This window comes from Catonella sp. (assembly GCF_052173895.1).
In the GTDB taxonomy this organism is placed as follows: Bacteria; Bacillota; Clostridia; order Lachnospirales; family Lachnospiraceae; genus Catonella.
In genome coordinates this window covers 1-11,959 of sequence record NZ_JBQMXS010000050.1, presented here as the reverse complement: position 1 = coordinate 11,959, position 11,959 = coordinate 1, and the positions used below count along the sequence as shown (strand labels likewise).

Below are 11,959 nucleotides of genomic sequence, written 5' to 3'. Positions count from 1 at the left end.
GATGGCAAGAGTATAATAATAATTACACATAAGCTTAAAGAAATTAAAGCCTGTTCAGATAACTGTACCATCATTCGTCAGGGAAAATATATAAAGACTGTTAAGGTTGATGATGTAGATGAGGCTGATTTGGCAGCACTCATGGTCGGACGTGATGTAAACTTTAAAGTTGAGAAAAAAGAACAGGAAGCAGGAGCAGAGGTACTTTCAGTTAAGAATCTTAAAGCACGTGATTATAGGGGAGTAGATATACTTAAAGGTTTTGATATTTCAGTAAGGGCAGGGGAAATAGTAGGACTTGCAGGTGTAGATGGAAATGGTCAAACTGAGCTTGTAGAAATACTTAGTGGACTTAAGAAGGCTGATTCAGGTGAAATTACAATGAATGGCAAGGATATTTTCAATAAAACTCCTAGTGAAATATTTAAGGATGGGCTTTCAAGCATACCTGCAGACCGTCAGAAACATGGACTTGTACTTGAATTTTCTATCGAAGATAATCTTATTTTACAGCATTACAATGAGGAACCGTATTCAAAGGGGTTTATTTTAAATAGAAAAGAAATTCGTAAACATGCAACAGAAATGATGGATAAATTTGATATAAGACCAAGGGGAGCGGAGGGTAATCCTGCAGGAAGTCTTTCAGGTGGTAATCAGCAGAAGGTAATTATTGCGAGAGAAGTGACCAATAATAAAGACTTGTTGATTGCTGTTAATCCAACCAGAGGACTTGATGTAGGTGCTATTGAGTTCGTTCATAAGTATATTGTAGAACAGAGAAATAAGGGAAAGGCTGTTTTACTTGTTTCATTCGAGCTTGATGAGATTATGAATCTTTCAGATAGAATAGTAGTTATAAGTAGTGGAAAGGTTGCAGGTAGTTTACTTGGAAGTGAAGCTAGAGAGGGTGAACTTGGATTTATGATGGCAGGAGGTAAGCAGGGTGAATAAGAAAAAAAGTATTTTGCAAAGCAATATATTATACACTATTATTGCAATTATAATAGGCTTTCTTATTGGAGCAATTTTTCTTGTTATCGCAGGCATAAGTCCTGCTGTTGCCTATGGAAAGCTTATATCCAGTGTATTCAGTAAGCCAAAGTATATGGTATATACCTTGGTATATGCAGCTCCGATTATTCTAACAGGCTTGTCTGTTGCCTTTTCTTTTAGGACAGGTGTATTTAATATCGGTGCAGAAGGACAGTTTGTTGTCGGAAGTATAGCTGCAACTCTTGTAGGTGTTTTAGTAAAATTGCCTGCGATTATTCATGTACCTCTTTGTATAATTGCAGCTATGGCAGCAGGAGCATTTTGGTCATTTATTTGTGGTATTATGAAAGTTAAAAGAGGCATACATGAAGTGCTTTCATTTATCATGTTTAACTGGATTGCATTTTATCTTTCTAACTTTGTAGTAAACCTAAAGTCAATTAAGGTGGAAGGTGGAGAGGCCTCTAAAAATTTAGAAGACAGTGCAAGACTTCTTCTACCTGCGGACTGGATAGCTAAGATTAAATGTCCTGATGCAAACTGGGGAATATTTATAGCTGTTCTTGTTGCAATAGGTATTTGGATAATAATAGAAAAGACAACTCTTGGTTATAGATTAAAAGCAGTAGGTTTTAATAAACATTCTGCAGATTATGCAGGTATAGATGCCAATAAATCCATACTTACAGCTCTTTGCATATCAGGTGCTTTGGCAGGGCTTGGTGGAGCTGTACAGATTATGGGACAGAGTGGAAGACTTGTACAATTTGCAAGTCAGGAAGGTTATGGTTTTGAAGGAATTTCAGTAGCACTTATCGGCAGTTCCAGTCCTATAGGCTGTATTTTTGCAGGACTTTTCTATGGAGCAATGAAGTTTGGTGGTTCTAAGTTAAATATGGTTCAAGTTCCTTCACAGATAATAAGTATCATTATGGGATGTGTAATTATTTTCATAGCTATAGCCCATATATTTAAGTATATACTACTTAAACTTACAGAGAAGAAGGAGGCATAATAATGGATATTTTAATTCAAAATCTTGGACTTTTGATTAATGCAGTACTGATTGCGACCCCTCCACTTCTTTTGGCAGCTCTGGGTTCTTGTTTTTCGGAGAGAAGTGGTGTTGTTAATATCGGAATCGAAGGAATGATGACAATAGGTGCAGTTACGGGTGCTATTGCAGCCCTTGTGACAGGAAATGGTATCATCGCTTTTATTATAGGAGGTCTTGCCGGCGGAGTATTTGGACTTATTCATGCAGTTGTCTGCATACATTTTCATGCCGATCAGACTATTGCAGGTACAGCAATCAATTTCATTGGACCTGGACTTGCAGCATTTACCTGTATGATTCTTTACAACTCTACAGATAGCCCTGCAATTCCTTTGGATGGCAAACTTCCTAAGATGTTCAACGATGTTTTTGAGGCAGGAAGTTTTGGTGCGAATGTACTCAATGTATATTCTATGGCATATATAGTGTTTATATTTGCTATTATAGCTAGCTTTGTATTTTACAAGACAAAGCTTGGAGCACATCTTCGTGCCTGTGGAGAACATCCGGTAGCCTGTGAATCACTTGGAATAAACGTATATTTGGTAAGATATATTTGTGTTATTTTATCAGGATTTTTAGCAGGACTTGGTGGAGCTTTCTGTACACTTGCGACAGTTAGTCAGTTTAAACCAACAGTAATTGTTGGACAGGGCTTTATTGCTATTGCTGCAGTTATCTTTGGTAAATTTTCTCCTATCGGTGCATTAAAAGGCTGTCTTATTTTTGGCGTATGTAACGGACTTAAGGCACTTGCCAGTCAGGGAAACATGGTTTCACCAAACTTAATTTCTATGATACCTTATGTAGTTACCATCCTTGCTCTTATCTTCTTTGTAGGAAGAGCAGATGCACCTGCAGCTAATGGAAAGCCTTATATCAAGTCAAAATAAGGAGTGCTTTATGGAATATAAGGAATTGGTAGATATAGCTCTTGAAGCAAGAAAGATGGCATATGTACCTTATTCACATTTTAAGGTAGGAGCAGCCCTGCTCACTAAAAACGGTAAGGTATATAAGGGATGTAATATTGAAAATGCAGCATACTCACCGGTTAATTGTGCTGAAAGAACGGCAATATTTAAGGCAGTTAGCGAAGGTGATAAGGAGTTTAGTGCTATAGCTATAGTTGGTGGCTCTGAAGGTGATACTGTATTATCTATTTGTCCACCTTGTGGAGTATGTAGGCAGGTAATTAATGAGTTTGTTGATGCTGATGAGTTTGATGTGATTTTAGGTACTAATAACCCTAAAGATATGAAAGTATTTAAACTAAGGGAATTACTTCCTCTCGGTTTTGGACCTAAAAATCTAAAAGTGAAGTAATTTACAAGGAGCATCCGTATGAGTGAATTAGATAATGTATGGAAACATCTGAGTGATGAGAGCCGTTTATATCTTGAGCAGTTTTTAAAGAATGCTCCCAGGTGGCTTTTAGAAGAATTTCAGGAAGTCTTATTGTCTAAGGACACAGAATTTATTACGGAAAATAATTCTGCTAACACTGTATATATTTTGCTTACAGGTATTGTAAAAGCTACTGATCTCAGGGTTTTTCCTGTAGTATATGATTTTATAAGATTTTATCCTGTTGAGATTTTTGGAGCAATGGAATTTCTACTGGGTGAAGAAACATATAAAACTACTCTTATAACTGTAACAAATTGTAGGTTTTTAAAACTATCAAAAGATCAGTTTGCAAAATGGGTGTTAAATGACATAAATGCATTAAAAATGTTTACAGCATCTATGACTAAATATCTGTTAGAACAGTGTAGAAAAGAAAGGCTCTTCATGTTCTTACAAGGAGAAGAAAGAGTTCTTTTGTTTTTACATGATTTTTATGAAAAAAATCATTCAGATGACAATGTAATTATAGATATGACTAGGAATGACTTGGCAAAGGGTACAGCACTTTCAGTCAGGACTGTTAATCGTACTGTGAAAGAACTTATAAAAGAGGGCTTTTTAGTAAAAAAAGGACAAAAACTTATATTAACTTTTGAAAGATATAAGGAAATAAAGCTGAGGCTTGCTGATAAGGTAGATGATATTTAAGTTTGTTTAGATATTTTATTGATATTATAGTAGCATACTAGATTTATTTGAGAACTATGAAGTGAAATATAAAAATTATTAAGGAGGACAGTGTTATGCCAGTACCTACACCACATATCAGAGCGAAAGAGGGTGATTTTGCAAAGACAGTGCTTATGCCTGGAGATCCATTAAGAGCAAAGTATATTGCTGAAACATATCTTGAGGATCCTAAGCTTGTTACAGATGTTAGAAATATGCTTGGTTTTACAGGAACATATAAAGGGAAAAAAGTATCCGTAATGGGTGGAGGCATGGGTATGCCTTCTATAGGAATTTATTCTCATGAACTTTTCAATTTCTATGGAGTTGAGAATATAGTAAGGATTGGCTCAGCAGGTTCTATAAGCGAGCAGTGTCCGGTAAGGAGCGTAGTAATAGCTCAGGGAGCTTGTACTAATTCTTCTTGGGCAAATCAGTATGAAATACCGGGGACTTATTCTCCAATAGCAGATTACAGCTTACTTTCTAATGCTGTAGAAATAGCTAAAAAACAGGGTACACCTACTGTAGTTGGAAATGTACTTTCTTCTGATCCTTTTTACTGTGATTTAAAAGACCCACATAGTGCATGGATTAAAATGGGAGTGCTTTGTGTAGAAATGGAAGCTGCTGCTCTTTACATGGAGGCTGCAAGAAGTAAGAAAAAGGCTTTAGCAATTCTTACAATTTCAGATAATATTATTACAGGGGAAGAGCTAAGCTCAGATGAAAGACAGACAGGTTTTGGAAAAATGATGGAATTGGCTTTGGAACTAGCTTAAGACCTAATAAACTGCAATAGTAGTAAAATAATTTTATTGATAGAGCGATTATGAAAGGACTATTATAATGACACAGGAAGAGATGCTTACTCATGTTGACCACACCTTGCTTACCCAGACAGCTGCTTGGGATGATATTAAACAGATTTTAGACGATGCAATGAAATACAATGTAGCCTCTGCATGTATACCTGCTAGTTATGTAAAAGAAGCAGTAGATTATGTTGATGGAAAACTTGCTATCTGCACTGTTATAGGTTTTCCAAATGGTTATGCTACAACAGCATCAAAGGTATTTATGGCAAAGGATGCTGTAAATAATGGAGCTAAAGAAGTTGATATGGTTATCAATATCGGATGGCTTAAGGATAAAAAGTATGATGAGCTTGAGGCAGAAATAAAGGCTATAAAAGAGGCTGTTGGTAGCCTTGTACTTAAAGTAATTATTGAAACTTGTCTGCTTACAAATGAAGAAAAAATTAAGATGTGTGAGATAGTTACTAAGGCAGGAGCTGATTATATTAAGACTTCTACAGGCTTTAGTACAGCAGGGGCTACCTTTGATGATGTAAAATTATTCAGTGAGCATGTTGGTGAAAATGTAAAAATTAAGGCTGCAGGTGGTATTGCAAGTCTTGATGATGCGTATAAATTTTTGGAACTCGGTGCTGACAGACTTGGTACAAGCAGAATAGTCAAGTTAGTTAAAGGACAGGAGGCAACCGGATATTAATGAGCAGATTTAAAAGAGTATTTTTGATTGTTTGTGATTCTATGGGTATGGGAGCTATGGCTGACTCTGAAAAATTTGGAGATGTAAATGTAGATACCTTAGGACATATTTCGGATACTGTAGAGCATTTTAATATTCCAAATCTTAGAAAACTCGGTCTTGCTAATCTTAAACCACTTAGTAAAGTAGAGCCTGTTGAAAAGCCATTAGGTTATTATTGTCCATTAAACGAGATGAGTAATGGAAAAGATACAATGACAGGACACTGGGAAATGATGGGAATTCATACCACTACACCTTTTGTAACATTTACAGATACGGGTTTCCCAAAGGAACTTTTGGATGAATTATCTAGCCGTTGTGGGAAGGAAATTATAGGAAATAAGAGTGCCTCAGGAACTGAAATTTTAGAGGAACTTGCTGAAACAGAGATCAATGAAGGAAAGATGATAGTATATACCTCTGCAGACTCCGTACTTCAGATTTGTGGTAATGAAGAAACTTTTGATCTTCAGAATCTTTACAGATGTTGTGAGATAGCAAGAGAACTTTGTATGAGAGATGAGTGGAAGGTTGGAAGAGTTATAGCAAGACCTTATGTCGGTAAGAAGAAGGGCGAGTTTAAGAGGACAGCTAACCGTCATGATTATGCAGTTAAGCCAACTGGTGATACAGCTCTTAATGCACTTAAAAATGCAGGCTTTGATGTAATTTCCATCGGAAAGATAAATGATATTTTTGTTACAGAAGGTATTACAGAAGCTTATCATTCAAACAGTTCGGTACATGGTATGGAACAGACTATAGAAGAGGCAGGCAAAGACTTTACAGGACTTTGCTTTGTAAATCTTGTGGACTTTGATGCACTTTGGGGACATAGGAGAGATCCTATAGGCTATGGTGATGAGATAGAAAAGTTTGATGTGAAGTTAGGTGAATTTTTAGATGTGATGCGTGATGATGATTTGCTTATAATCACAGCAGACCATGGAAATGATCCTACATATACAGGAACTGACCATACAAGAGAGAAAGTACCTTTTGTAGCTTATTCAAAGAGTTTTAAGGGTTCAGGAAGTATACCTGAGCGCAATACTTTTGCGGATATGGGAGCTACTATTGCTGAAAATTTTGGAGTTACGATGCCGGAAGGAACTATCGGAACTTCGATGCTTGGAGAGTTGGTTTAAATATATCTATCATAGCAAGAATAAAATATAAAAATATATTGGTATCAAAATTTAACTTCACTGTATCTTACAGTACTTTGATTTACCACAATAATCATTTATGAACAATAAAAACAGGATATTCTAAATCTGTAGAGTATCCTGTTTTTTTCTGTTTAAGGAATTATCCCTAAATTCTCTGTTAAGAAAAAATATTTCCGATGAATTGCATTGTGGTGGATATATTTAATTTCCATATTTTGGTGTTACTTCAAGATAGTCAAGGAGAATTCGATTGAAGTCTGCACCTTTAATACGATTTAAGCCACCATTAGCACATGAAATCTCATCATAGCATTTAACGTTATCTTTACGCAAGTTCTTTCCACATATTACTATTGGGACGGGATCACCGCTATGTTCCTTTCTTTCACAAGGAGTAGAGTGGTCAGCAGCTAAAGCAATAACAACATTTTCCATTTTTTCCTGTTTCAAGGATGAAATGACAAGACCAAGCATACGATCAAACTGTTCAATGGCTTTAACCTTTCCGAGAGGGTCATTGTCGTGTCCCATAAGGTCTGTAGCCTTATAATGAAGAGCAACAAAGTCATTGTACTTAAGTGCCTCTATTGCAAAAGAAGCTTTTTTTTCTATGTCAGTGTCAATATTTCCGGTAAAACTTTCGTCACTTAGTATATTAAATCCTGCCAGACGGGCTACGCCAAGAACAGTACTTTCTGCGGCAACACAGCAGGCTTTAAAGTTTAGGCGCTCGGTTATTTTATCAATGTTAGGCATCATTCCAGCACCTCTGGTAAGAATTCCGTTGGCAGGGAGTAACCCCTGTTTCTCTCTTGATATGTTTACCGGGTGTTTACTTAAGATTTGATGTGCTTCTAGAAGAATTTTATTAAGTATAACAGCAGTATATTTTGAAGTAGGATTATTATCTTTTCCTAAAGAAGGTTTAACAGGTAAGCCTTCCTTTTTGGGATCAGTGTCTGTAACTGCCTGAGAGAGCCCAGGACCACGTAGTACCATAACTGCACGATGTTCGGTAGCTTCTTTAAACAAAACTTTAACACCGTCTATTTCAAGCCCGTTAAGTGCTGAGGCAAGTTCTTCAGTGCCTTCTCTAATTCGTCCAGCCCTACGGTCGATTACTTTCATGTCATTATCAAGGGTTGCAAAATTACAGCGAAAAGCCACATCTCCGCCTATCAGCTCCATTCCGTTGCCAAAAGCTTCAATAGGACCTCTTCCGGGATAGTCATCTATACTATATCCGAATAGAATCAGATGTCCAAGATCTGTTCCTACGGGACTTCCGGCCTGATAAAGATCCATTATACCGGTACTTCCTTTTTCTGCTAAGTAATTAAGGTGTTCTGTTTTAGCATATTCTAACGGAGTTTTTCCATCTAATATATCACAAGGGCGGTCACCCAAGCCATCTGCAATGGCTAAAAGGATTTTACGTTCCATTATTCAACCTCCTCATAAAAGTTACACAATCAACTGTATCCAGGTAAAGTATACAAGTGACATAGAACAAGCAGCTATAAAGCAGGAAATAATACCATAAATAAGCTCATCTTTTACACTGAAGTAACCGGAACTAAAATATAAGGTATTTACCTTGGAATGTGGCGGCAATGTTATTGTAGAAGCTATTCCAAATGAACAGACTAGTGCCAACGGAACAGGATCCATTCCAAGCTGCCTCGAAAGAGTTATAATCGCAGGAATCAATATTGTGGTTCTGACTGTTTTACTGGTGAAGATTAAATGACTGTATACTGTTACAAAAATAAGTACGATAGCAACGAGTGCAGGTGGAAGTAAATTGATTCCGGTGGATTGAATAAGCTTTTCTATAACCCAGTTTGCAGCATCAGATTTATCCAGAGCTCCACCAACGGCATATGCACCTGCCGAGAAAAGCATAAGATCCCATTTGATTTTAGCTTCTTTCCATGTAATAACTCCAATTCCCGGAAGTAAGCATAATAACATACTTAGAACTGCAGTTTGTTCAGTGCTTATTTCAAATCCGAACCAAGCTTTTTGATAATCTCCTGTAGCCCATAATAACAGTGTGAGAAGGAAGATTACAGCAGATTTTTTCTCTCTTACAGAAATAGGACCTAATTCAGCCAGTTGCTGTTTTAAAGATGTGGTAGCTTCTCCAAGAGCACCACCAAATTCATCTTTATATCTATATATTCTGGTACCGATTATAAAAGCTATTACAGTGGTTATTATAGCTTGTGGAATAGAACCGAGTAACCATTGCATATAACCTATATTTGCTCCGGTCTGTTCATTGATAAAACCAACTGCAAGAACTTGTGCTGAAGTTGCAGTCATAACTATAGAAGTAGCAAAAGCGTTGTTTTGTACTCCCTGTAACATCATAAGCTTACCAAATTTACTCTCACCCGGCATTGCCTTAAACACTTCCAAAATAACAAGAGCAATTGGAGCAATCAAAGAGGCTCTTGCGGTTGTAGAAGGAACAAAGAAAGCCAAAATATAGTTAACTATAACAAATACAATCAAAGTTCCGGTAGGTGTTTTAGCCCATTTAGTAACTAATGTAAGTGCCATTCTTTTACCTAGATTAGATACACTCATTGCTGATGTAAGTACAAAAGCTGCTACCATAAGCCAAATAATGTCCTTACCTAACATGCCGAATGCTTCAGACTGTTTTGGGACAGCTCCGATAAGAGGAAGGAGCAATACCACAATAATGGAGGTCTGATAAATTGGTATTGGTTGTGCAATCCACATAATAAGTGCAAAGGTGAATAGAGCAAGACACTTTTGTCCTTCAGGTGTCATGCCAACGGGAAGAGGCATTAACATAAGCCCTAAAAAGGCTATTACTGCCAGTATGGCACCGATTTTAGCACCTGTACTCAGTTTTTTGTTTTCTTTTGCCATAATAGAAATTCTCCTTTCTTGTTTTGATGTTACAGTCATTACAAAACAGGCTTTTGGTAATGCTATATCATCATCTTAAGCCCAGTATACCTAAGACTATTTAATAAAGCAATCGAATTAAGTTGACATATTGATAACTTTATGTTATTAAAATATTGACAGACTTACACTAAATACATAAGGGGGGATATGTATAATGGATATTAGTAAACTGCAATCATTTTTGATATTGGCACAGGAGGAAAATTTTGCAAAAGCATCTGAGCTTTTGTATATATCTCAGCCTGCACTCAGTAAGCGCATACAGTCTCTTGAGGAAGAGCTTAAGGTTCCACTTTTCAATCGTGTAGGTAAACGCTCATTTCTTACAATGCAAGGAGAATATTTCAAAAAATTTGCTGAGGAAACAGTAGCATTATACTATAATACACAGGAATATATCAGGCAAATTGATAATATGGAAGAAGGTGTTTTGAACTTTGGTGCAACTAATTTTATCGGTGTATATCTCATTCCTGAAGTAATAAGTGCTTTTCATAAAAGATTTCCCAATATTCAACTGAATATGACAATTGATACTTCATACAAAATTAGAGAAATGCTTCATAAAAATCAGGTAGAATTTATTTTGCTTTCAGAATATATTATTAGTGATACCAATTGCTATGTTGCTGAAACCTTCTACAAAGATTATCTTAAGCTGATTGTAGGTAGAGAGCACAGACTTTTTGGAACTGAGAGCTGTTCTTTAAAAGATGTTTCTAATGATTTATATATTACTAAAAAGGAAAAATCTTCGCAGTTTAGATTTTTAGCTAAAATTTTTGATACTTGTAGATTTGATTTTACTAATAAATTATATATAAGTAATCAGGAGGCAATTAAAGAATCGGTAATACATAATGTAGGTATATCAATTATGTCAGAGAAGATGATAAGGCGTGAAACAAATGCTGGGCTTATTTCTGCACTTAATATTGAAGAAATATCAATCAAAAGGGAAATTCAATATGTGTATTTGAAAAATAAATTTTTGACACCTGCTGCCAAACAGATGATAAAAATGATTAAGGATATAGTTCCTAACTCAAGATATTGACAATCATTCTCAAATGTTTTAATATAATACTTATATATTCTATATGTATAGTATTATATGAAGGGGTTGTTAATATGACGAGTGAACAGGTTATTGAAAGATTGAAGAATGATGGCTGTCGGATAACTAAACAGCGTAAGCTTATTATCGATATTATCATGAACAATAACTTTAATTCTTGTAAAGATATATATTATCAGGTGACTAAAAAAGATAAAACTATAGGAATGGCAACTGTTTATAGAATGATTAGACAGCTTGAGGATATGGGAATCGTAAACAGAATTGACACAATAGAGATTATTAAAAATATAGAGTAGCACTTGATCTAATAAAATAATGGCCGATTATGAATATTTAAAAATATATATCATAATCGGTGTTTTTATGTTAAAATATCTATGCAAGTAGCAGTAAGAATAAGTACTAGAAAGGGGATACTACTTGATTATAGGTAAGGGGTTGTATGTAAAAAAATATCAGATATATTCACCAAAACTTCCACTATCCTTTGATGGAGTAAGGATTATTTTCATTTCTGATTTACATGGTAAAATATATGGAAAAGAAAATTCTACACTTATAGAAATGATTGATAAAGCAAAACCGAACTATATATTTATTGGCGGAGATATGGTTGTTGGTGGAGAAAAATGTATTGATATATCACGCAAGACGATGGATACTGCTGTTGAATTACTTTCAAAACTTTCTAAAAAGTACAGAATTTTTCATGCTTTGGGAAATCATGAAGAAAAATTATGCCAAGCACTATGGCAAGAATATAAGAGTGTATTATTAGACATGAATATTACTTTACTTGATAATGATAAGTATTCATTAATAAGTGACGAAGATGAAGTTATTGATGTATATGGGCTTAGTTTGGGAATGGATTTATATCCTAAATTTAAAAGAAAGGAGTTTGAAATTGATGATTTGAAAAATAAGATTGGAATAAAAGGTAAAAATTTTTCAATACTTATGGCTCATTCTCCTATTTATTTTAAAACTTACAGTGAATGGGGGGCTGATTTAACTCTGTCAGGACATCTACATGGTGGTATAATGAGACTTCCATTTGTAGGAGGC

The 11,959-nt window shown here is 35.5% G+C and carries 13 protein-coding genes; 11 read left to right on the top strand and 2 right to left on the bottom strand.

Annotated features, from left to right (window positions below; translation table 11 throughout):
- The 8 genes from ACTTG8_RS08785 to ACTTG8_RS08750 all read left to right on the top strand — a co-directional run.
- The coding region (locus tag ACTTG8_RS08785; RefSeq protein ID WP_442561745.1) for an ABC transporter ATP-binding protein at positions 1-954 on the top strand (954 nt) is incomplete at its 5' end.
- The gene (locus tag ACTTG8_RS08780; protein WP_442561744.1) at positions 947-2,011 is read left to right on the top strand and encodes an ABC transporter permease; all 1,065 of its coding nucleotides are present in this window, start codon (positions 947-949) and stop codon (positions 2,009-2,011) included. The genes ACTTG8_RS08785 and ACTTG8_RS08780, both read left to right, overlap by 8 nt.
- Positions 2,012-2,013: 2 nt before the next feature.
- A complete protein-coding gene (locus tag ACTTG8_RS08775; protein WP_442561743.1) occupies positions 2,014-2,946 on the top strand; it encodes an ABC transporter permease in 933 nt (310 codons plus the stop codon).
- Positions 2,947-2,956: 10 nt separating this feature from the next.
- Positions 2,957-3,379 (top strand): cytidine deaminase, encoded by a 423-nt coding sequence (locus ACTTG8_RS08770; protein WP_442561742.1) that lies wholly within the window; start codon positions 2,957-2,959, stop codon positions 3,377-3,379.
- A gap of 18 nt (positions 3,380-3,397) precedes the next feature.
- Positions 3,398-4,111 carry a Crp/Fnr family transcriptional regulator gene (locus ACTTG8_RS08765; protein ID WP_442561741.1) on the top strand — a complete coding sequence of 238 codons (714 nt, stop codon included), beginning with the start codon at positions 3,398-3,400 and terminating at the stop codon, positions 4,109-4,111.
- A gap of 95 nt (positions 4,112-4,206) precedes the next feature.
- Complete coding sequence (gene deoD, locus ACTTG8_RS08760) at positions 4,207-4,914, top strand: purine-nucleoside phosphorylase (RefSeq protein ID WP_442561740.1); 708 nt, start codon at positions 4,207-4,209, stop codon at positions 4,912-4,914.
- Positions 4,915-4,981: 67 nt separating this feature from the next.
- On the top strand, positions 4,982-5,647 hold the full coding sequence (gene deoC / locus ACTTG8_RS08755; RefSeq protein WP_442561739.1) for a deoxyribose-phosphate aldolase: 666 nt from the start codon (positions 4,982-4,984) through the stop codon (positions 5,645-5,647).
- Positions 5,647-6,837 carry a phosphopentomutase gene (locus tag ACTTG8_RS08750; protein WP_442561738.1) on the top strand — a complete coding sequence of 397 codons (1,191 nt, stop codon included), beginning with the start codon at positions 5,647-5,649 and terminating at the stop codon, positions 6,835-6,837. The genes deoC and ACTTG8_RS08750 overlap by 1 nt, the downstream gene beginning before the upstream one ends.
- A gap of 225 nt (positions 6,838-7,062) precedes the next feature.
- Here ACTTG8_RS08750 and ACTTG8_RS08745 read toward each other — a convergent pair whose 3' ends face one another.
- A complete protein-coding gene (locus ACTTG8_RS08745) occupies positions 7,063-8,304 on the bottom strand; it encodes a 2,3-bisphosphoglycerate-independent phosphoglycerate mutase (RefSeq protein ID WP_442561737.1) in 1,242 nt (413 codons plus the stop codon).
- A 21-nt stretch (positions 8,305-8,325) separates the two neighbouring features.
- On the bottom strand, positions 8,326-9,768 hold the full coding sequence (locus ACTTG8_RS08740) for an SLC13 family permease (RefSeq protein ID WP_442561736.1): 1,443 nt from the start codon (positions 9,766-9,768) through the stop codon (positions 8,326-8,328).
- 196 nt (positions 9,769-9,964) lie between these two features.
- On the opposite strand from ACTTG8_RS08740, the gene ACTTG8_RS08735 reads away from it, so the two are divergent.
- The 3 genes from ACTTG8_RS08735 to ACTTG8_RS08725 form a co-directional block, all read left to right on the top strand.
- On the top strand, positions 9,965-10,867 hold the full coding sequence (locus ACTTG8_RS08735) for a LysR family transcriptional regulator (protein WP_442561735.1): 903 nt from the start codon (positions 9,965-9,967) through the stop codon (positions 10,865-10,867).
- Positions 10,868-10,941: 74 nt separating this feature from the next.
- Positions 10,942-11,187, top strand: coding sequence for a Fur family transcriptional regulator (locus tag ACTTG8_RS08730; protein WP_442561734.1), 246 nt, complete (start codon positions 10,942-10,944; stop codon positions 11,185-11,187).
- Positions 11,188-11,311: 124 nt separating this feature from the next.
- Positions 11,312-11,959 (top strand): metallophosphoesterase (locus tag ACTTG8_RS08725; RefSeq protein WP_442561733.1); only part of this gene is annotated, 648 nt, incomplete at its 3' end.

Coding starts and splice junctions, on each gene's coding strand:
- ACTTG8_RS08775 (WP_442561743.1), top strand. CDS start 2,014: ATGGATATTTTAATTCAAAATCTTGGACTTTTGATTAATGCAGTACTG.
- ACTTG8_RS08770 (WP_442561742.1), top strand. CDS start 2,957: ATGGAATATAAGGAATTGGTAGATATAGCTCTTGAAGCAAGAAAGATG.
- ACTTG8_RS08765 (WP_442561741.1), top strand. CDS start 3,398: ATGAGTGAATTAGATAATGTATGGAAACATCTGAGTGATGAGAGCCGT.
- deoD (WP_442561740.1), top strand. CDS start 4,207: ATGCCAGTACCTACACCACATATCAGAGCGAAAGAGGGTGATTTTGCA.
- deoC (WP_442561739.1), top strand. CDS start 4,982: ATGACACAGGAAGAGATGCTTACTCATGTTGACCACACCTTGCTTACC.
- ACTTG8_RS08750 (WP_442561738.1), top strand. CDS start 5,647: ATGAGCAGATTTAAAAGAGTATTTTTGATTGTTTGTGATTCTATGGGT.
- ACTTG8_RS08745 (WP_442561737.1), bottom strand. CDS start 8,304: ATGGAACGTAAAATCCTTTTAGCCATTGCAGATGGCTTGGGTGACCGC.
- ACTTG8_RS08740 (WP_442561736.1), bottom strand. CDS start 9,768: ATGGCAAAAGAAAACAAAAAACTGAGTACAGGTGCTAAAATCGGTGCC.
- ACTTG8_RS08735 (WP_442561735.1), top strand. CDS start 9,965: ATGGATATTAGTAAACTGCAATCATTTTTGATATTGGCACAGGAGGAA.
- ACTTG8_RS08730 (WP_442561734.1), top strand. CDS start 10,942: ATGACGAGTGAACAGGTTATTGAAAGATTGAAGAATGATGGCTGTCGG.